21 protein-coding genes and 1 pseudogene are annotated in these 19,948 nt (G+C 39.0%); 20 read left to right on the top strand and 2 right to left on the bottom strand.

From position 1 onward, the window contains the following. Window positions 1-31: 31 nt before the first annotated feature. The 8 genes and pseudogenes from AC1DSL_RS06215 to AC1DSL_RS06250 all read left to right on the top strand — a co-directional run bounded on the left by AC1DSL_RS06215 (window position 32) and on the right by AC1DSL_RS06250 (window position 4,684). Window positions 32-688 carry an NUDIX hydrolase gene (locus AC1DSL_RS06215; protein ID WP_477531570.1) on the top strand — a complete coding sequence of 219 codons (657 nt, stop codon included), beginning with the start codon at window positions 32-34 and terminating at the stop codon, window positions 686-688. A 134-nt stretch (window positions 689-822) separates the two neighbouring features. After that, a complete protein-coding gene (locus tag AC1DSL_RS06220; RefSeq protein ID WP_477531571.1) occupies window positions 823-1,083 on the top strand; it encodes a hypothetical protein in 261 nt (86 codons plus the stop codon). A gap of 322 nt (window positions 1,084-1,405) precedes the next feature. Further along, a complete protein-coding gene (locus AC1DSL_RS06225) occupies window positions 1,406-1,729 on the top strand; it encodes a YmaF family protein (protein ID WP_477531572.1) in 324 nt (107 codons plus the stop codon). A gap of 171 nt (window positions 1,730-1,900) precedes the next feature. Beyond that, window positions 1,901-2,386, top strand: a complete 486-nt coding sequence (locus AC1DSL_RS06230) for a DinB family protein (protein WP_477531573.1) — start codon at window positions 1,901-1,903, stop codon at window positions 2,384-2,386. 51 nt (window positions 2,387-2,437) lie between these two features. Continuing rightward, window positions 2,438-2,929: a DinB family protein gene (locus AC1DSL_RS06235; protein ID WP_477531574.1), complete on the top strand. Its 492-nt coding sequence runs from the start codon at window positions 2,438-2,440 to the stop codon at window positions 2,927-2,929. Between the two features lie 66 nt (window positions 2,930-2,995). After that, window positions 2,996-3,457 carry an N-acetyltransferase family protein gene (locus tag AC1DSL_RS06240; protein WP_477531575.1) on the top strand — a complete coding sequence of 154 codons (462 nt, stop codon included), beginning with the start codon at window positions 2,996-2,998 and terminating at the stop codon, window positions 3,455-3,457. Window positions 3,458-3,640: 183 nt separating this feature from the next. Next, window positions 3,641-3,964: pseudogene (locus tag AC1DSL_RS06245) on the top strand (VOC family protein); the annotation flags it as partial. 345 nt (window positions 3,965-4,309) lie between these two features. Beyond that, entirely contained in the window at window positions 4,310-4,684 is a 375-nt protein-coding gene (locus AC1DSL_RS06250) for a VOC family protein (RefSeq protein WP_477531588.1), read from the top strand. 99 nt (window positions 4,685-4,783) lie between these two features. Here the strand turns inward: AC1DSL_RS06250 and AC1DSL_RS06255 are convergent, their stop codons facing one another. Beyond that, window positions 4,784-5,386, bottom strand: coding sequence for a vWA domain-containing protein (locus AC1DSL_RS06255; RefSeq protein WP_477531589.1), 603 nt, complete (start codon window positions 5,384-5,386; stop codon window positions 4,784-4,786). An 85-nt stretch (window positions 5,387-5,471) separates the two neighbouring features. Between AC1DSL_RS06255 and AC1DSL_RS06260 the strand changes: the two genes are divergently transcribed. The 3 genes from AC1DSL_RS06260 to AC1DSL_RS06270 all read left to right on the top strand — a co-directional run bounded on the left by AC1DSL_RS06260 (window position 5,472) and on the right by AC1DSL_RS06270 (window position 7,188). Continuing rightward, window positions 5,472-5,972, top strand: coding sequence for a hypothetical protein (locus tag AC1DSL_RS06260; RefSeq protein ID WP_477531576.1), 501 nt, complete (start codon window positions 5,472-5,474; stop codon window positions 5,970-5,972). Window positions 5,973-6,025: 53 nt separating this feature from the next. Beyond that, on the top strand, window positions 6,026-6,556 hold the full coding sequence (locus tag AC1DSL_RS06265) for a DUF3916 domain-containing protein (RefSeq protein ID WP_477531577.1): 531 nt from the start codon (window positions 6,026-6,028) through the stop codon (window positions 6,554-6,556). Window positions 6,557-6,672: 116 nt separating this feature from the next. Beyond that, complete coding sequence (locus AC1DSL_RS06270) at window positions 6,673-7,188, top strand: hypothetical protein (RefSeq protein ID WP_477531578.1); 516 nt, start codon at window positions 6,673-6,675, stop codon at window positions 7,186-7,188. A gap of 255 nt (window positions 7,189-7,443) precedes the next feature. Here AC1DSL_RS06270 and AC1DSL_RS06275 read toward each other — a convergent pair whose 3' ends face one another. Beyond that, the gene (locus AC1DSL_RS06275; protein WP_477531579.1) at window positions 7,444-7,905 is read right to left on the bottom strand and encodes a GNAT family N-acetyltransferase; all 462 of its coding nucleotides are present in this window, start codon (window positions 7,903-7,905) and stop codon (window positions 7,444-7,446) included. A 192-nt stretch (window positions 7,906-8,097) separates the two neighbouring features. On the opposite strand from AC1DSL_RS06275, the gene AC1DSL_RS06280 reads away from it, so the two are divergent. From AC1DSL_RS06280 to AC1DSL_RS06320, 9 genes are all read left to right on the top strand, one after another. Next, window positions 8,098-9,399 carry an MFS transporter gene (locus tag AC1DSL_RS06280; protein ID WP_477531580.1) on the top strand — a complete coding sequence of 434 codons (1,302 nt, stop codon included), beginning with the start codon at window positions 8,098-8,100 and terminating at the stop codon, window positions 9,397-9,399. A 131-nt stretch (window positions 9,400-9,530) separates the two neighbouring features. Continuing rightward, window positions 9,531-9,866, top strand: coding sequence for a hypothetical protein (locus tag AC1DSL_RS06285; RefSeq protein WP_477531581.1), 336 nt, complete (start codon window positions 9,531-9,533; stop codon window positions 9,864-9,866). Window positions 9,867-9,918: 52 nt separating this feature from the next. Next, window positions 9,919-11,388, top strand: a complete 1,470-nt coding sequence (locus AC1DSL_RS06290; protein WP_477531582.1) for an amidase family protein — start codon at window positions 9,919-9,921, stop codon at window positions 11,386-11,388. A 22-nt stretch (window positions 11,389-11,410) separates the two neighbouring features. Next, entirely contained in the window at window positions 11,411-11,764 is a 354-nt protein-coding gene (locus AC1DSL_RS06295; protein WP_477531583.1) for a VOC family protein, read from the top strand. Window positions 11,765-11,813: 49 nt separating this feature from the next. Continuing rightward, the gene (locus AC1DSL_RS06300; protein WP_477531584.1) at window positions 11,814-12,242 is read left to right on the top strand and encodes a GNAT family N-acetyltransferase; all 429 of its coding nucleotides are present in this window, start codon (window positions 11,814-11,816) and stop codon (window positions 12,240-12,242) included. Window positions 12,243-12,302: 60 nt separating this feature from the next. Then, window positions 12,303-12,659 (top strand): cupin domain-containing protein, encoded by a 357-nt coding sequence (locus AC1DSL_RS06305; protein WP_342542984.1) that lies wholly within the window; start codon window positions 12,303-12,305, stop codon window positions 12,657-12,659. Window positions 12,660-12,722: 63 nt separating this feature from the next. Then, window positions 12,723-13,160 (top strand): GNAT family N-acetyltransferase, encoded by a 438-nt coding sequence (locus tag AC1DSL_RS06310; protein WP_477531585.1) that lies wholly within the window; start codon window positions 12,723-12,725, stop codon window positions 13,158-13,160. Window positions 13,161-13,282: 122 nt separating this feature from the next. Then, window positions 13,283-13,840, top strand: a complete 558-nt coding sequence (locus AC1DSL_RS06315; RefSeq protein WP_477531586.1) for a GNAT family N-acetyltransferase — start codon at window positions 13,283-13,285, stop codon at window positions 13,838-13,840. 325 nt (window positions 13,841-14,165) lie between these two features. Next, the gene (locus AC1DSL_RS06320; RefSeq protein WP_477531587.1) at window positions 14,166-19,670 is read left to right on the top strand and encodes an S-layer homology domain-containing protein; all 5,505 of its coding nucleotides are present in this window, start codon (window positions 14,166-14,168) and stop codon (window positions 19,668-19,670) included. The last annotated feature ends 278 nt before the right edge of the window (window positions 19,671-19,948 follow it).

Below are 19,948 nucleotides of genomic sequence, written 5' to 3' on the forward strand. Positions count from 1 at the left end.
TAGATAAAACAATGAAGTGGGGGGAGATTCAATGTTCCTGGAAAAGATAAAAAATGGATTAAATCAAAATCAACCTCTGTTTATTGGCGAGGAGACCGCGATGCGTTCGGCAGTTCTGATTCCGCTTGTTCAAGTGGAGGGAGAATGGCATGTTCTGTTTGAAGTGCGTTCACTGACGATGAGAAAGCAACCAGGGGATATCAGTTTTCCAGGTGGACGAATCGATCCGACCGATGCATCCCCAATGGACGCAGCTATTCGGGAAACACATGAAGAGTTGGGAATTGATCCATCAGCCATTCACGTCCTGGGGCAGATGAGCGTCTTTATACCAACGTCGTCATTGGTGGTCTATCCATTCGTTGCGACCATTGATCACCATCAAACCTATTCCTTCAATCCAGATGAAGTGAAGGAGACATTTACAATCCCCGTCAAATGGTTGTTGGACCATAAACCATACGTGCACATGGTCCCCGTTCAACCGATGCCGATGGAGGATTTTCCATATGATAAGATCGTGAACGGCAGTGAGTACCAATGGAGAGCACGGATGATGGAAGAATGGTTTTATGACTACGAACAGTATACGATTTGGGGTTTGACTGCACGGATTTTAAAGCATTTTATTGAAACGGTATCAAATCAAATAGCGCCCTTATCTACAAAGAAAACGAGCGATGATTAACTCACCGCTCGTTTTTTTTATCGTATTTCAACTGAAACAATTTGCTCAATGTAATTCGATGATGGTCAAATTTACATTCATTAGCATTAAATAAAAGTGTGACTTTAAAACGATTACCCAAGGAGGCCAAATCAGTGAAAGAAGGCATTCCAGACCAAGGAGAACAGAATTCTATATCGCCAGAAATTTATGCAGCAAAACTAGCAGTGGTTGCAGGAGTAATTTCAACACTTGCAGAAGCATTAGAAACGTTCGCTTCTATAATAGATCTTGAAAATACCATTGAAAGTGAACGTCAAGATAAAAAAAGTCAAGCAGATCAAGAACGTCAAATGGCTGACATGCAAAAACAAATTGACTACCTAACTAAGGAAGTCCATCGATTGAAAAAATGATTATGTTTTATAAAAAAGTACTGTTTGGTTCTTATAAGAAATAACATCCCATTTTTCTTCTTGAACTACCTGCCACGATTAGTTGAATATGAAAAAAGCTGCCTAAGCAGACCACTTAGGACCCTTTCTTGAAACCTTATTTTCTTTTTCATTAGCCCTAGAACTAAACAGATCTTACTGCCTATCTTGTAATTCCCCTTTACTTCACTGTCAGTTCTTCCAATACAAAGTACTGATAGGACAGACAATTTCTATGTGATGAATTAGATTTTTGTTACATAGAAATATATAGAAGTATCTAAACGTATAAGGAGGAGATTTTGTGCACGAGCATGAAATTTTAGGCATAAGATGGAACGACAACAATTTACATGTTCACCAATATTCCACGGAAACGACGATAAATGATGGTCATTCACATTTTGTTCAGGGAACGACTACCCCAACAAATTTCGCGATGGACCATGTTCATTATTATGAGGGAAATACCACTTTTGTAGGGCATGTTCATCATTTTTCAGGTGATACGGGACGTCCTATTTACTTGAACGATGGAACACATTATCATGAATTTTCAGGAACCACAACTTTTAATGACGGACATGTCCATTATTACTCAGGAATTACAGGAAGAAATATGTCCTAGCAGCCTTACTGAAAAAACAAAGACATACAATCAATAAGAAATGAGCGGTGACTTAGTCACTGCTATTTTTATTTTTAGAATAGGCAAACAGGTGATTAACAATAATAACAGGACAATTCATGTACTTTGTAGAATCTACTAATAACTCTAAAAGATAGGAAGTGTGGGAGTATGTTTCATGCAAAAGATGTTTTAGCGGATCAGTTGTTAGCAAATGCGAATGACCCTAGTTGGTACGCTCCATTTTCAGAATCAGTGAAAAGTTTGTCTGAGGAAGAAGCATTTTGGAAGCCAAACGAAAATAGTAATAGCATAGCTGAAATAGTACAGCATCTCTTATATTGGAATCAAACATGGCAAACAAGGTACCAAAAATCTCACGTCAATGCCGTGCCTTCTATAGGAAATAATGATAAAAGCTTTATCATTCCTGAACATCAAACATTCACCGATTTGAAAAAACAACTGTTAGAAGTGCTATTACAATGGCAAGGTTTATTAACTGAAGAAAAAGTTGAAAGTGAAGTGAATGGTTTCCCTGAACATGTGGAGTGGTGGGCAGTACTCGGTAATGTCTCAACTCATAACGCCTATCACATTGGTCAAATCATTTATATTAGGAAGTTACAAAATAGCTGGAAAATAGAAGAGGAATAATAAAGTTTTTTTGTTTTAAGATTATCTTCTTTTCTTAAAGGGGTGTATGAAATGAATCAAACTGAATATGAATGGGTCAAACAGACTCGAGAAATCGTTTTCGATTTTTGTAGTGAACTAGAACCAGATGATTTTACTCGCCAAGTGGATGGCTTCGGTTTTCAAAGTCTAAGAGACTCACTAGTACATATATCAGACTGTTATTATGCTTGGTTAGGTTCCTATATTTTATTAAAAACGAAGAAGCCACTTTCGGCAAAGGACGATTTAGCCGAAATAGGTTTGGATGAAATAAAAGTTCGTTTTAATCAAGTAGATGCGTTTGTAAATGAGGTATTTGAAGTATTCTCGAATCACATGGATGTGCCAATTGAAAGAGAGATTCCCTGGAGAGTAGGCGGAGAAATCATATCTATGACGCCTGCTAAACTGCTCATGCATGTCATTACCCATGAATTTCATCACAAGGGTCAGATCGTAGCTATGGCGCGTCAAATGGGGTATGAACCCCCAAATACAGATGTGCTAGGAACTAGTGGTTAGAGAGATCTAGCTTCTCTAAAATCTAATTGCTTTGGAGAAATTGATGGTTAACAAGGAGGGATATTCTTGGGAACAGAACTAAAGTTTAGAATTGCAACAGAACAAGATTTGGAGAAAATTGTGGAAATGCTGGCTGATGATGTTTTAGGTAGCAAGCGAGAACGGAACGAAAGGCCACTTCCAGACAGCTATCTCAAAGCGTTTGAGGCAATTAATGCTGACCCTAACAATGAGTTGGTGGTAGCTTGTCGCGGAGATGAAATTATCGGAGTTCAACAAATTACATTTACTCCTTATATTACACATCAAGGTGGATGGCGGGCTACGATTGAAGGTGTGAGAACATCTTCTTCTGAACGTGGCAAAGGACTCGGAACCGAACTAATTCGCTTTGGGATTCAACGTGCTAAAGAGCGAGGTTGTCACTTGGTTCAGCTCACTACGGATAAAAAGCGGGAAGATGCCTTACGTTTTTATGAAAGTTTAGGCTTTAAAGCAACCCATGAAGGTTTAAAGATGTCCCTTTAATTTTTCACCTGGCATTTGATTACTTAGGATTCAAATGCCAGTTGATAAAATCACTTGATATAATTTAAAACCTTTTTCAGGACGTCTAATGTTGTCATCATCCAAAAGCCGTAGCATTCTTTCATCCTTATGTACATATGGTTCGGGTAAGTGATTTTGTACAATACATTTGAGGTGTTGAGAATGAAGATTCTAAAAATCGTATTTGAAACCGTGAACATTCACGAAATGAAAAAGTTTTATACGGAAACTTTGGAGATGTCAATTGTAAGAGAAAATCAAAGCTTCTTTACCGTAAGAGCTGGAAATACACTTATTACATTTCAGCAATCTCCCAATGTTGAGGCTCCTCTTTACCACTTTGCATTAATAACCAGTTTACCTTTCTATGAATACATGTTTAAGAAATTGAAAAAATGTAACGTCATGATTTTGCCTAATTCTGAAGGGGAATTAAGCGGGTATTGGAAGGGGAAACAAGTTTACTTTACTGATCCTGACGGGAATATTGTGGAAATCCTTGAGCGCGAAATTCTTGAAAGTGAAGGTTGGTACGATGTTTGTGAAGTCGGGCTTCCTTGTGCAGATGTGAAGGACATGAGTGATTTCTTGTCATCGATTAAAAATGTAAATCAAACTGAATCAGATAACTTTAGATTTTATGGTGATGATGTTGGGAGTTTTGTGGTGGTGAAAGAAGGCCGGCATTGGTATCCGACAAACCGACCAGCTACGATTCATCCAATAATAGTGGAAGTTGAAGGCAATCATTATCAAGTATTGAAACATTCAGATTTGCCTTATACGATTAAAGTGAAAAGTCCTTGGTCCAATAGCCTTCCCGTGGTGCAGATGAGAATCGCCAGACCAACGGATCAACTCGAAAGAATAGTAGAGTTTTATGAAACAGGGTTGGGTCTCCAAAGAGTAGGAGAGTTCTGGAACCATGACGGATATGACGGGGTGATGTTAGGGCTTCCCGACAAAAACTATCACTTGGAGTTTACGAGTCATGTATCAGGGACGCCATGCCCAGCACCAACTAAAGACAATTTACTTGTTCTTTATTTACCGAATTGGGATGTAATTACCGATGTTGCTAAGAGGTTAGATAAGATGGGATACCCGGAGGTTGAAGCGGAAAATCCTTATTGGCAAGGCGATAGCATTACAATTGAAGATCCGAATGGATGGCGGGTTGTCTTGTTTTGCTCGACTGGGTTGTAGCAACAGCTGCACCTTTAAAAGTATGTCACAAGCATGTATAGCAGACAAAGCAGTTAGGAGATATCTTCCTAACTGCTTTGTCTTTTGCATGTCTAATACCTATCGATTGCTATTACCCATTCTTCTCATCGAAATATTCTCATTTACCATGTTATACATGGACTCAACACCATCCTCAGATGCAACAAAATCAAATGCATTTTCTGCTTGAATGCCCATGCTGCTTGCTTCTTTTGCCGCATCCATGTTGGCTCCGATGAAAATGAACTCCCATTTCTGTTTATCTTCCTGGTGTTTAATTAGCTTTTTCACTTTTTCATGCGTAAATTCACGGCTTGCATTTTCCATTCCGTCCGTTGTAATGACGAATATGAATTTGCCCGGTTTAAGATTTTCTGGTGTTTTGGATAATCTGCGGTCGACATCCAAAATGGTTTTCCCGACTGCATCAAGCAAGGCAGTTGAACCTCTTACATAATAATCTTCACTAGTTAGCTTTGCACCAGCTGCATTAATGCCGTTCCACAAAATTTCATATTCGTGGTCAAACAGAACTGTCGTAAGGGAGACTTCTCCATCGAGTTCACACTGCTTTTCAATAAAGGAATTGAAACCTCCGATTGTATCTTTTTCTAGTCCAGACATCGAGCCACTTCGATCAAGCAAGAAAATAATTTCTGTACGATTGTTATTCAAAGTCATCATCCTCTTTCGTTTGTTGGTAAGATAATCATAACCAGTTTTTAAATTGATTTGGTCGCCTGCAAAGCGACATTTTAGGAGGCGGATGTTTTTGCTCAATCAGCACATTTTGAATGAATTAGCAGAGTACATACAGAATCACTTACATAACGAGATAATGACCATGACATTAGAGTCGCAAGTGGATTTGGAGTACTGCCGACAATCTGAAAATATCACGATTGATTTGGAGGACTATATAAAAAATCATCGCAAGCCTACATTGAATCAAGTGTTATTTCGCTTCATTGATCATGCCGGAGTGAGTGATGTCGATATTTACAAAAAAGCGGGAATCGATCGCAAACTGTTTTCGAAGATTCGCTCCAATACTGACTATCGTCCAAGTAAAAATACAACCATTTCGCTGGCTTTGGCATTGCAGCTCGATAGCGATGACACTGAAGAGCTTTTGAGTGCTGCAGGATACTCATTATCAGACAGCAATGTCTTTGATTTAGTCATCCAGTACTGTCTGGAAAATAACATTCACGACATGTATTCGGTCAATGTAGCGTTAGATCATTTCAATCAGAAAACATTATAGGGGATTGAGACTGCTTAAGAAGTAAGACAGAAAATAGAGGTGTTTCATTAAATATGTTAAGAGAAAAGAAAGTGCGTGGAAAAACAAGGAAGTTCCGTAATTTTAGAAACAATATTGAAGAATGGTCACAATCGCTACCAGTCCCACCAGACTTAAGCCCTTCGTATCTTGGATGTAGATCCTATAGTTTTGATGATATATACGAAGATTTTGGGGATTACAGTAAGTTTCCTAAATCCCAAAAAAGAGAGTTCTTACAAATGATTATTAACTTTGTTAAAGCATTGCATGATTTGAAAACAGAAAAAGAAAAGGAATATAGAATCATCTGTTTTCTACCGATACCAGATTTATATCGAGTCTTGGTTATGGTCGGTTACACTCAAGCTGGATTAGAAAGTTTTTATGCAGGATTAAATCATAACGGCGAATTCAATAAAGTATTCCCACCCTCTACTAATGTCCAGTATCTTCAAAATGAATGGGGTCTGCATATACCTGATGGATTAGAAGTTAAAGGATTCGAGGGAAATGATGAATCTTTTGTAAGAGACTCCATTTGGTTTATTGGAAACGTAAACTGATGAAATATCAAGGACTAATGAACGTATTTGGCAATATCAACTTCTGCTGAAATTGCAGAACAGAAATCAGAATCTTTAACTACACATCATAAAACTCGGAGGTGTCAGGTGTCCATATGTATGATCCAACCGTTTTCGAGAACTTAAAAGTCGCATTTGAAAATCAAGTGTACGACCTGGATACGATCGAACGAAAAGTTGACATTACAAACCGGGTCGATCGAATGGATTTCTCCGTTATGGGTAGATGTTTTGCCATCCAATTTACATTGGTCGGTCAACCAGAAGTGACAGCGGAAATTGTTTTGGAAGCGTCTTTGGAAGAGTTAGCTGCTGAGATTTTGGAGAAGCCTGATACAAGTCCAGGGTGTTCCCTCGTATTAAGATTTCATAAACGTGTTCAACAAGTATCCGAGCAATGCATGAAGATCGAGCAAGCTTTGCATGGTATATGGGAACCAGGCCAAAAAGTAAAACAAATATTGAGTTTTGAGTATGGACAGGAAGCGTCAAGTTACTTGAACAAAATTGAAGTGGCATTTAACCACAAAATCAATGAAGAGCACATGGGGGAGCTGGAGGATTTTCTTGAACATGTGTTGGAAACGTTGGTCGTGTTGACTGATATTTAGCATGTACTACGAATTATAGCTTTTCAAACTATTCACGACCTCACTTCCTTGTTTTAAAGTACGGATGATCTAATTTTGTACAACCTGGAGAGGAATTCTGTCAACCTGGAGAGTGATACTGTCTACCTGGAAGGCCAAATTGTCAACCTGGTTTCGAAATTGATTGCGTGCCATCATAAATCACACCATATTTACTGTGGTTTTGAAATCAATCAAAAAAAAGCAGTTAGGAGATACTTTCCTAACTGCTTTTTCTTATGCTTCTCCGTTTTTAGCTTTCATCCAAATCCATCTTGAATTGAATGTTGTACGTAGACTCAAATCTTCTATAAATCCTGCGCCTGTGTAGCATTTTTGTGCACGGCTATTTTCAGGCTCGATTCTTAAAAAAACCCATGGGTAATCATAGGCTAGACATTCCTTCTGAAGCATTCGCACAAGTTGTTTTCCGATTCCTTTGTTGCGATAGGAAGGGTGGACAATCAAGTGAGCCAGTTCCAAGTCCTGCTCTTCAACGTCTACCCAAATTTCTCCATAAGCTACAGGCTGTTTTTCCTCCATTAAAATGTAGCCAAATTGGTCAGGAGCTTCATGCCAGCTACGATACATATCCGCAGAATAAACGTCTTCACCTGTTGCATAAAAACAATCTGTATCATTTTGTAACCAATCAGCGATTGTAGGTTCATCCGATAATTTAGCATTTCTTATTTCCATTATAACTAGCTCCTTACCAACAGGTATTTGATGCATTAAATTATATACGAAAACTAGATGGAGCCATCTAGTTAGCTGCTGTTGGGAATAATGAATTTCTTTTCTGAATTCTAGAGCATATAATTATTTTGAGAAACAATACAAGATTCAGTAACTTCATAGAGATGTATCTTAAGAAAAGAGGACAAACCCATGTCACCAAAACCTGATGATTCAGGAGTCAACAACAATCAATCTGATTGGATAAAGAGTTATGTAGATTCTCCAGAAAAACAACAACAGCTATATCGAAGGACTTTATGGATTGTAGTCATTTCGCAAATATTCGGAGGGGCAGGTCTAGCTGCGGGAATAACAGTCGGAGCACTCCTTGCACAGGAAATGCTAGGAACGGATAGTTTTGCAGGAGTTCCTGTCGCATTGTTTACACTAGGTTCTGCTGGGGCTGCACTGGTGGTAGGGAGACTTTCTCAACGCTATGGGCGCCGTTTTGGACTCGCGACTGGATTCCTTGCAGGTGGTATTGGGGCAATTGGTGTGGTGATTGCAGCGTTGACTAACAACATCTATCTGCTTTTTGCTTCCTTGCTAATCTACGGTTTCGGCACTGCTACAAATCTACAGGCACGTTATGCGGGTACTGACCTGGCAACTTCCAAACAGAGGGGAACTGCAATCAGCATTGCCATGGTTTCCACAACGCTCGGTGCAGTTGCGGGTCCGAACTTGGTCGGAGTCATGGGCAAGTTTGCTACGTCACTTGGTGTCCCGGCACTGTCGGGTCCGTTCATTTTAGCAGCCGCAACTTATATTGTTGCAGGTCTGGTACTTTTAGTTTACCTTCGTCCTGATCCTCTCGTCGTAGCAAATGCTATTGCAGATGCGCAGATAAAGAACGAGAGTAATCTAGTTGATACGACTTCCCACACATTAACAAACAACAATCGAGGAATCGTTCTTGGAGCAACCGTTATGGTCATAACCCAAATGGTTATGGTTGCCATTATGACCATGACTACCGTACATATGAGGCATCACGGACATGGATTGGATGAAGTCGGAATGGTCATTGGCCTTCATGTTGCGGCCATGTATCTGCCCTCCTTGGTGACCGGAGTTCTCGTTGACAAGTTTGGAAGAATGGTCATGACCATCGCTGCTGGTGCCACGTTAATGGCTGCAGCAATTGTAGCGGCTGTTGCACCCGCCGATTCTATGCTAGTACTTATCATTGCACTAGTTCTCCTAGGTCTTGGTTGGAACTTTGGATTGATCTGTGGCACAGCGTTAATCGTGGATTCAACTCACCCAACCGCTCGTGCAAAGACTCAAGGGAAAGTGGATGTTTTGGTAGCATTAGCAGGGGCAACCGGAGGAGGCTTTTCCGGAATGTTTGTGGCTCTAACTAGTTACTCCACTCTGTCACTTGTTGGAGGTTTCCTCTCATTACTGCTCATTCCAGTTGTCATCTGGTCACGTAAACACACAAAATAAGATAAAGGGAGTTCAATTCGCAAATGAATTGAACTCCCTTTGTTTATTGAAAATCAACCAATGGCTCTGTAAATTTATGTTAAAATAAATAAAGTGAAAATTTAATCTTTTGGGAGTGGGGAGACATGCCAATGGAACAGGAAACAATGGGTATGTTAGTCGTTGGGTTTTCGATCGTAATGGGTATCGCGTTTATTGTGGTATTGAGATTGTTATTCTCAAAAAAACTAAAACCATTCAGAGCGGCGTATGCATTGGTCCTTGGCTTTTTTGTATTTTTTTGTTTGGYCGTAAGCCAAGCACTAAAGGCGATTGCTTTTGATATAAACCATCCAATGGCATCCGAAGAAATCTCTCTGCTAATAGGATTTGCTGGGGTTTTATGGGCAGTAAGTATGTTGTTTTTATTGTTGGGGCTAATCAAGCTTTCATCTGTCAAAAAAACAACAGTGGTAATCAATAATTAAATTATTGATCGCCTTTCATTAAATCTAAAAGGTTTTGAGAAAGGAGCACTACATGGAAATTAAGTTTAATGATTTTTTAAAAGAAGAAATAACAATCAATGAAATACAGGTCGCTTTAGAAAACGGTGAAATAACCTCAAAAGAGATGGTTATGTATTACCTTCACAGAATAGCCAAGTATGACCAGGACGGTCCAAAAATAAATTCTGTCATTGAAATAAATCCGGATGCCATATTTATTGCAGAAGCAATGGATTATGAAAGAAAAACAAAAGGAACGAGGGGGCCTTTACATGGTATCCCAGTTTTTCTTAAAGACAATATTGAAACAAGTGATTCCATGCATACCAGTGCAGGAACACTTGCACTAGAAAATAATATTGCAATGAAAGACGCGTTCCTTGTTCAAAAACTCCGTGAAGCAGGTGCAGTCATCCTAGGTAAGTCAAATATGACAGAACTGGCTAATGGCATGTCGAATGAAATGTGGGCAGGCTATAGCTCCAGAGGCGGACAAGTATTAAATCCATATGGAGATGCGAACCTTTTTGTCGGTGGATCAAGTTCAGGATCAGCCGTTGCTGTTGCTGCAAATTTCACCGTATTGTCTGTTGGCACTGAAACAGATGGTTCCATTCTGAGTCCTGCAATTCAAAACTCTGTTGTTGGAATTAAACCAACAGTAGGTTTAATCAGTCGCACAGGGATTATTCCTTTTACATATTCACAGGATACAGCCGGACCTTTTGCAAGAACGGTTACTGACGCTGCTATCTTATTAGGTTCCTTAACAGGTTTCGATAAAGGCGATCCAGCTACATATAAAAGTGAAGGTATTTCACTCCAGGATTATACGGTCTATTTGGATTCCAATGGATTAAAAGGTGCCAGAATCGGCGTATTCAATAATGCTTCTGACGATTACCTTCAATCAGGAGAATATGATAAAACTCTGTTTATCAATGTACTTCAAACCTTACGTGGCGAAGGCGCAGAAGTCATCGAGGATATCGAAATTCCTTCCTACCATCGGGAATGGAGTTGGGAAGTATCTATATATGAACTAAAACATAGTTTAGGAAATTATTTATCCCAGTTACCATCCTATGTTCCAGTTCATTCTTTCACAGAACTAATCCAATTCAATAAACAGCATGAACAGAGGGCATTAAAATATGGTCAGGGTAAGTTGGAATATCGAGAGACCTTACCCAACACGTTAAGAAATCCTGAATATTTGAATGCGAAATTGGAAGATCTGTATTTTTCGCAGGACATGGGTATTGATTTTACTTTGAAAAAATATGACCTTGATGCAATCATTTTCCCTTCTTATATTGGTTCCACAATATGTGCAAAAGCTGGGTATCCGTCTATTGCTATTCCTGCTGGATACATGGAAAGTGGTAAGCCATGTGGTATTACTTTTGCTGGTGCTGCTTTTAGTGAAGGGTTACTAATCAAACTCGCTTATGCTTTTGAACAAGCTACTAAACATCGGAAACCACCGAAGTTAATTTGAGATTAAATATGGAGGTGTTACATTGAATAGTCCTATTCTAAATCAAATCGGAACGGTCTTTATTCCAGTAAGTAACATAGAACAAGCTCGAGATTGGTATTGTGACATATTAGGTGTACCAGCAGATGGAGAAATTCTGTTTGGTCATATTTATGTAATACCTATGAATGGTACGGGGATTGTATTAGATAGCAAAATTTTCTCTGAAGAAAATATATTTAAAAACCCTGTATTCCATCTCAATACAGAAAATATAGAAGAAGCTTTTCAGTACATGAAGAAAAACCAAGTTGAGTTAACAAGTGATATCGAACATAATCACTATTTCAATTTTAAAGATCCTGATGGAAATCATTTAATGATTTGTAAGTGTTAAGAACATTTTACGATAATGAGTCCTAATAAATTAAAGGGAGTAATAAATAATGAGTTTTCAAATTACAAGAGAATTAAATAATGACGACAAAAATCACATTAATAATGAGCTATATAAATATAACTTAGCTCATTTTCCAGAGGATTTAAGAGGGCGGTACGAACAAATCAATTTATTTCTTAAAGATGAAAATGGTCTTGTTCGTGGTGGTTTATTAGGTGAAGTGTGCTGGAATTGGTTAGAAATCCACACTTTAATCGTTGATGAAGAAACTCGGAAATTCGGATATGGCTCCAAGCTATTGATGGAAGTCGAGCAAATCGCATTAGAGAAAAAATGCGATTTCATCAAGGTAGATACATTAAGTTTTCAGGCCTTAGATTTCTATGAAAAAAACGGTTATCAAGTATTCGGAAGTATTGATAATGTGGGCAGAGAATTCACGCATTATTATTTAAAAAAGGATTTGAATATTTAATAGTAGGCGATATGAAAAGCTACAAAAAGTAATATATTTCGAAGTCATCGGAGGTACATAATGGAGTTTTATCAATTTAATAAAGAAAGTGGTAAGCAGATTTCAAAATTCAACTCAGATTTTATTATGTCTCGTATTATTCAAACTGATAAGACAACTAACATTGGTTGTATGCATTTAGACAAGAATGGTATTGTAGGCTATCACCAAGCGGTAGTTCCACAACTCTTGTTGATCTTATCCGGAGAAGGTACTGTTCGTAATGATAAAGAAGAATACTTTAAAGTCCAATCTGGAGATGCTGTATTTTGGGAGAAAGATGAGTGGCACGAAACGAAATCAAATGATGGATTAACTGCAATTGTTATTGAAAGTACAGAACTAAATCCTTCTTTATATATGCCATTAAAGAAATAGTAATAGTTTTGCTAACGGGTGTTTTACATCAAAATCGTTGAACGATAATGGAGGTAGACATAAATGAGAATTCAAAAAGCAACATTAAACGAACTTGAGTCGCTAACAGAACTATTTGATTTATACAGATTGTTCTATGAACAAACGTCTAATTTGGAAGGTGCAAGAGAGTTTTTGAGAGAAAGGTTGATTAACGAAGAGTCAGTAATTTTTATAGCCTTCGATGAGAATAATCCTGTTGGTTTTGTTCAGCTATATCCAACATTTTCATCAGTTAGTATGCAGCGGTCATGGGTGTTAAATGATTTATATGTGAAAGAAAATGCTCGTAAAAAAGGATTAGCTGTGAATCTAATAAAGAAGGCAATTCATTTTGCAGAGGAAACAGGCGCAAAAGGAGTTTCGCTTGAGACAGGTAAGGAAAACATAACAGCACAAAGACTTTACGAAAAAATTGGATTTATAAAAGAGTCAAATAGTTTTTATTATTTTTCAGTTTAATAGTAATCAAACCAACGAGTGCGGCAAATTAAATTATTTGAAAACAGTTTGGAAGGCAAAATAAATTGGATTGATAAAATATCTAAAAGAAGGATAGTTCAAGAAAGGATTGTTAATTTACGATGAAAAATGCAGGAAATTTGAAGACAAAAAAGGTCATAGAGTGCGAAATTGATAACGAAATAACTGAGAAGATTCAAGAGTTATTGACTGAGAGTTTTCATGGTATTTATCCAAACAATAGAATTTATTTTAAACAAGTGCCTCATTTTAGATTCTTAGTCTTTAACGAGGATAAACACCTTCTTGCACAGGTTGGGTTAGATTACCGAGTTATGAACCTTAATGGAAAACTTATAAAAGTGCTTGGGATAATTGATTTATGTGTTTCACAGGAATCCCGTTCAAAAGGAATAGCTTCACTTTTACTATTAGAAATTGATAAGTACTGTGTAGGGAAGGATATTGATTTTGTAATTTTATTTGCCGACAATCAAACATTGTATTTAAAGAACGGCTACAAATCTGTTAAGAACAAATGTAAATGGTTGAAAATCGATGATAGAAATCAAACTATACTGGGAATAGGCTATGAAGAAATAAGTGAATTGATGATTAAGAAAATGGGTATGAATGAATGGACTGATGGCGATATAGATTTTCTAGGTTATCTCTATTAAGATGGGGAATTAAATTAAGAATTGAATTGAATCCTGGTGGGTGATGAAGTATCATTTTTCGTCAATTACGGCGCAATGCTTTCCGTTATGTCCTCTACAAACGTTTTAAAAAATATATCCATATCATATAGAGAACTAATGTCTATAACTTTTAAAATCTCCTGGAAGTTTTATAATCTTCGAATGTCCCTCCTTTATCTCCTCTTTACTTTCTATTTATAAAAATCCTTTTATTTACATAGCTTTTACTTCTGCTTCATAATGCACATACAATTCTCCCGTAAACTGATGATGGAATATATTTACTTGGGAGGAATTTTGCTAGATGAACAAGAAATTTTTGGTCCCTATAGCGTTGATGAGTAGTTTAACATTTTCCACAGTAATCCCATCACCAACTGAGTTATTGCAGAAAAGCCAAACACATGTCGAGGCCGCAGCATTCTCTCCAATCCTCATTACGGAACTGTTGCCTAACAGCAATAATGTAGCTGATACGTCAACGGATGCGTTTGAGTTTATCGAACTATATAACAATAGCACCCAATCGATTGATTTAAAGAATTACAAGTTAGTCTACGGATATCCAGATGGGAAAATGGTAGATTGGACATTTAATGAAGACAAAGCGATTGCTCCAGGCGAGACACTCGTCGTGTGGGTCAAGAATAAAGCAAATACGAATCTGACTCTTGCAGATTTCAATACTGAATTCAATACCCAGTTATCGGAAAGTCAGTTTACCTACATCGAGTCGGATGGAATGGCAAACTCTGATGAGCGAACGATATCGGTTGCGGATATGTCCAACAATATTTTCACTTCAGCAAAATATGTAAAAGCTGATGTCGGCTTAAATAAAGGCATTCAATACAAAGCCGGGGAAGACGGGAAAACGATGGACATTCTTACGTCTTCAGAAGCACCGACACCAGGTAGATTGATCACGGGACAAGCCCCTGCAGACCCAATAGTCGAGGATAAAGCAGCGCCTGTCATTGCACATCAACCGATCGACAAAGTGGCGGTTGGTGAACCACTTAACATCAAAGCAGTGGTTACGGATGAAACAAAACTCGAAAACGTAAAACTGTTTTACAAACTGACGGAAAATGGCAGTTGGCTTCATAAGGATATGGTCGGTTCATCTGAAGAAAATACGTTTGAAACCCAAATCGACCAATCGGAAATATTGACGAACAAAGTAACCTACCGCATTGAAGCATTTGATGGGCAAAATACATCCAAGACAGAAGAATATCAAGTGTTGATTGAAGGTATGGACGTTAACCCACAAAATGTTCCTGCACTTCTTGTGACAGAGCTCGTTCCAGACTCGACGAATGTTGGATCACTGGATGGCTATGAGTTTATCGAAGTGTATAACAATTCGGCAGAAGCCATTAACTTGAAAGATTACAAGATTCGCTATCGTTATCCAGCGGAAGGTCCGGAAGCGGACTTGATATGGAAAGCAGATAAAGAGGATATTATCCTGCCTAGTGGCAAAACCATCGTCTATTGGATTAAAAATGCGAGCAATCAAGAAAAGACTGTGGCTGATTTCAACCAAATTTACAATGTGAACTTGATTGAAAATGTAGACATCGTGGAAATCCAATCTGGAGGAATGGCCAACTCGAGTCATCGCGGTTTAGCCATCGCAACAAATACAGGCATTGATATTTCATCTGCCTATTATTACGACCAGCCGGATGTAGATGACGTGGCTGCGAACAAAGGCATTTTATACACGTATCCTTCAGATGGCAAATCCACTGTCATGAAAAAATACAGCCACAGCTTGGAAAATGCGACACCAGGGAGCCTATCACCAATCCAGATACCAAAAGCCAAGGTTACTTTTACTGAGGATAAAACAGCGCCTTCAATCAGCGATTTGACTGAAGCTATCCCGACGTCGGGACACGAAAATCTTGATCTTTCATTCGATGTAACGGATGAGTCCATGGTCAAAACGGTGCGTCTTTTCTATAGAACAAATGAAACCGACGAATATCGTATGGTCGATTTAACCAAAACCTACGATTCTACTGTTTATTCTCATACGGTTGCTTCACCAGAGTTACTTGGGAAGGAGAACTTAAGTTATTACGTTCAGGTATCAGATGGCACAAATGAGGTTGCTTCGGATGTTAAGAAAATCGAAATATTAAACGACGATTCGATTGTAACAGGATTGAACGTGGAAGATGGCTCTTATTTAAGTAAAACGGTTTTGCTGAAAACTTATGGCAAGGATTCAAAACTATTAATTAATCAAAAGGATGTCACGGACGAAACCAAACCTGCGCTACCAACACAGGCATACTTCGCCTTTGATGCGAAAAATGTCAATCTATACTTTAAAAACGGGGTCACGATTGGTAATGAAACGCTCCACATTTTCGATGACACAATTAACACTTATACAACCTTGACCATACCGGTGGATCCTGATCACTTTAAGCAAGGACTCGATACCAAAATATCGATACGTGCAGGTACAAAAGTGTCTCCTTTCGATACAAATTCAGAAGAAAATCGCGATGACTTCTATGTCAAAAATGTACGATTAGTTTTAGCGGATGGTACCACTCTTTACGATCCTCAATTCAAAGATATCGAAAAAGAGCTATCGGTCGGAGACGGTGCGAGTGCCAAGCCGGTAATTGATTTCAGCTTCCATCTGCCGGATGAGAAATTTAGTGCAAAAGCCTACGCTTGGGACACAACTGCAGAAACTGAAGGAACGCATACGGTCGAAGCGCAGGATGCAGAAAATACAAAAGCTGAAGTTATTATCGATAACAGTGCACCAATCATTACCCCTTCGATTGAAGAAGGAAAGGAATACAAAGGTGCCTTTATTATTCAGGCAGAGGTTGAGGATAAGTACTCTTCAGTTGAAAGCGTGACTGCGTTGCTGGATGGGGAAAAAATCACATTGCCTTTTGAGACGTCATCCGCAAAATTGGCACAAGGCAAACATACAGTTTCATTCACGGCAAAAGATGTTGCCATGAATGAAGTACAAAAAGATATTCACTTTACCGTATTGGAAGAAAAACCATACATGCCGAAAATCATTTCTCCAGTAGATGGTACGGAAAACGTCAACCCGAACGAGACGAAACTGCAAGTGAAAGTGACAGACCCTACAAAGGATGAGCTGAATGTTTCATTCTATAAAGGACACAAGTTTGAAGCGGATGCAGAGGAAATCACAGTATTTGAAAACAGTGCAGACCGGGAACCGCCTAAAGAGCTGATTCCAGCAGGTGAATCCGTTGTCACGGCAAAAGATAAAATGGCCAAAGTGGACGGAGAGTACATTGAAACTACTTCACTGGATAAATTCCCGTATCACCGATTTGAAGTTGCTGTAGGGGAAAATCTTGATAAAGATGACGAAATCGTCCTGAACTGGGAAGGGAAATCACTGATCGGCCGTAAAGTATCAATGTACGTTTGGAATCATGTAAATGCTTTATGGGAACTGCAGGAATGGAAAGTTGCAAAAGATGACAAGAACTTCATTTTACATGGATCCGTCAACGGGAAAGAGTTTGTCAAGGACGGAAAAGTACAAGTGATGGTACAGGATGAAATTGCGTCCACGACGGATTTCGATTATTCGTTCATCTGGATGTCGGATACACAATATTATTCCGAAAGCTACCCACATATCTTCGAAAGAATGACGAAATGGATGGCTGAAGCGAAACAAAACCTGAACTTGAAATACGTTTTCCATACAGGTGATCTGGTCGATGAAGCCGATCAGCCGATTCAGTGGGAGCGCGCGGATACATTCATGGGCACGCTTGACAATGCAGACATTCCTTACGGTGTATTGGCAGGAAATCATGATGTCGGTCACAAAACAGGGGACTATAATGAATACAGTAAATACTTCGGGGAACAAAGATTTATGGACAAGGATTATTATGGGGAATCCTATAAAGACAATCGTGGCCATTACGATCTGATCAGTTCTAATGGCAATGATTTCATCATGATGTACATGGGCTGGGGAGTGAATGAAGAGGATATTGCATGGATGAATGAAGTCCTAGCCAAGTATCCTGAAAAGAAAGCCATTCTTTCCTTCCATGAATATTTATTGGTATCCGGCAACAGAAGCCCAATCGGTGAAGAAATATTCAACGATGTCGTCAAGACGAATGAAAACGTAATTGCGGTATTGTCAGGTCATTACCATGACGCTGAAACACTGATCGACGAAATCGATGATGACATGGACGGTACGGCTGATCGGAAAGTGTATCAAATGCTAGCCGATTATCAGGGCGGACCTGAGGGCGGACAAGGCTTCCTGCGTCTTATGAAAGTAAATCCGGTTGAAAACACCATCCAGATGCAGACCTACTCACCTTATCTAGATCAGTATAACTACTACAATCCGGTAGACTATCCAGGAAAAGATGAATTCATGATTGAAACGGACTTGACGCCGAAAGAAAAAGTTGTTGCTACAGATATGTTCAAGGCAGAAGTATTCACGACTGAACGAATCGGTGAAGTTAAAAACATCACGGATGGTTCGATTGCGGAAGTAAATTGGAATAATCTCGAACGTTCGACTAAACATGGCTGGTATGTTCAAGTGAAGGATTCATTTGGCGGAGAAATGCGCTCTGATGTTTCCGTGTTCACAACAGGTAACCAAGAAAGTGATAACGGTGGAAACGACAATTCTCCTGCGCCTATCCCACCAGTTACAGACGAACAAATCTTTAACGTAAATGAAGGCCAAATAACAAAAACGAATGATTCTTGGACTTTTGACCAAATACCAACTTCCGATAGCGTGAAATGGGTCATTCCAAAACAAGTAATATCCAATGCAATCATTGCGGACACCCCCCTACGTTTCTTGACGAAGAACGGTCATGAAGTTGTGTTGCCAGTTGAAGCTGCGAAACAATTGCAGCAGAATCGAGATAGCATCTCGATTATTTCAACTGTTAAGGCTGAAAAAGAAGCCGGTCTTCCAACTGGCAATCGTTACACGGATATTGTGGACATCGCTTTAATGGCAGGAGATAAAGAGATTGACTCACTTGAGTATCCAGTCGAACTGAAACTGAAGTTAGCTCAAACTATTAATAAACATCGAACGACAGCAGTCTATTACGACAATGGAGCGAATGCGTGGGTTTATGCTGGCGGGCATGAGAAGAATGGCTATTGGACCGTTTCAACCAAGAATCCATCCATGTTCACGGTCATGTCTGCAAAGGTCGCATTTAAAGATACTGCCAAGCACTGGGCTAATAAAGAAATTGACTCAATAGCTTCACGCTTTATAACAGAAGGTAAAACAGCTGAATTATTTGCACCGGAACAAAAATTGACACGTGCTGAATTCGCCGTCCTTCTTGTAAGAGCACTGCAAGTGCCTTTGGAAGACTATAAGGGAACATTCAAAGATGTCCCAGCTTCAAAAAAATGGGCAGCCCAACAAATTGAAGCGGCTCATCGCATGGGTATCGTAAACGGTAAGGACGACGGCTCATTCGATCCAGACGCAGATATCACACGTGAGCAAATGGCGGCCATGATGATGCGTGCTATTGACTATTCAAACCCAGAACTGACGACGAATTTGCCACAAAAAGACAAATTCAAGGATGACTTGAAAATCAGTAAATATGCGAAAGAGGCAGTAAGCAACGCAAGTAAACTGGGCTTAATCAATGGTCGATCAAACGGAACGTTCGATCCTAAAAAGCAAACGACAAGAGCGGAAACAGCGGTAGTTTTATATCGCATGCTCGACAAAATTGAATCTGTTGAAAAATAATAAATAAAGATCAAAAGGCTTCCGCACCTCTTTGGCTAATGTATCGTCAGCAAGTAAAAGGACACGTTGGGATACCATTCGTCCTCTTTTTCGCAGAAGAGGTTCTTTGCACCTTTCGCTGGTGGGCTAGGAGTAAACATCGCCAAGTAGGTAGCGATTTCGTCGCCATTATCAAGAAATAAAAAAGCGTCAATAAAATTGCAAAAAGACACCGCCAATCATTCAGAGAATTTTTGGCGGTGTCTTTTTGCATGGATTCTAATTTCTTAGACTAATAC

This window comes from Paenisporosarcina sp. P4_D4, assembly GCF_056401835.1.

Excerpts from the sequence above, each read along its gene's own strand:
- AC1DSL_RS06215 (WP_477531570.1), top strand. The coding sequence starts at position 32 with ATGTTCCTGGAAAAGATAAAAAATGGATTAAATCAAAATCAACCTCTG.
- AC1DSL_RS06230 (WP_477531573.1), top strand. The coding sequence starts at position 1,901 with ATGTTTCATGCAAAAGATGTTTTAGCGGATCAGTTGTTAGCAAATGCG.
- AC1DSL_RS06235 (WP_477531574.1), top strand. The coding sequence starts at position 2,438 with ATGAATCAAACTGAATATGAATGGGTCAAACAGACTCGAGAAATCGTT.
- AC1DSL_RS06250 (WP_477531588.1), top strand. The coding sequence starts at position 4,310 with ATGAGAATCGCCAGACCAACGGATCAACTCGAAAGAATAGTAGAGTTT.
- AC1DSL_RS06255 (WP_477531589.1), bottom strand. The coding sequence starts at position 5,386 with ATGACTTTGAATAACAATCGTACAGAAATTATTTTCTTGCTTGATCGA.
- AC1DSL_RS06260 (WP_477531576.1), top strand. The coding sequence starts at position 5,472 with ATGTTTTTGCTCAATCAGCACATTTTGAATGAATTAGCAGAGTACATA.
- AC1DSL_RS06265 (WP_477531577.1), top strand. The coding sequence starts at position 6,026 with ATGTTAAGAGAAAAGAAAGTGCGTGGAAAAACAAGGAAGTTCCGTAAT.
- AC1DSL_RS06270 (WP_477531578.1), top strand. The coding sequence starts at position 6,673 with ATGTATGATCCAACCGTTTTCGAGAACTTAAAAGTCGCATTTGAAAAT.
- AC1DSL_RS06275 (WP_477531579.1), bottom strand. The coding sequence starts at position 7,905 with ATGGAAATAAGAAATGCTAAATTATCGGATGAACCTACAATCGCTGAT.
- AC1DSL_RS06280 (WP_477531580.1), top strand. The coding sequence starts at position 8,098 with ATGTCACCAAAACCTGATGATTCAGGAGTCAACAACAATCAATCTGAT.
- AC1DSL_RS06290 (WP_477531582.1), top strand. The coding sequence starts at position 9,919 with ATGGAAATTAAGTTTAATGATTTTTTAAAAGAAGAAATAACAATCAAT.
- AC1DSL_RS06300 (WP_477531584.1), top strand. The coding sequence starts at position 11,814 with ATGAGTTTTCAAATTACAAGAGAATTAAATAATGACGACAAAAATCAC.
- AC1DSL_RS06305 (WP_342542984.1), top strand. The coding sequence starts at position 12,303 with ATGGAGTTTTATCAATTTAATAAAGAAAGTGGTAAGCAGATTTCAAAA.
- AC1DSL_RS06310 (WP_477531585.1), top strand. The coding sequence starts at position 12,723 with ATGAGAATTCAAAAAGCAACATTAAACGAACTTGAGTCGCTAACAGAA.
- AC1DSL_RS06315 (WP_477531586.1), top strand. The coding sequence starts at position 13,283 with ATGAAAAATGCAGGAAATTTGAAGACAAAAAAGGTCATAGAGTGCGAA.
- AC1DSL_RS06320 (WP_477531587.1), top strand. The coding sequence starts at position 14,166 with ATGAACAAGAAATTTTTGGTCCCTATAGCGTTGATGAGTAGTTTAACA.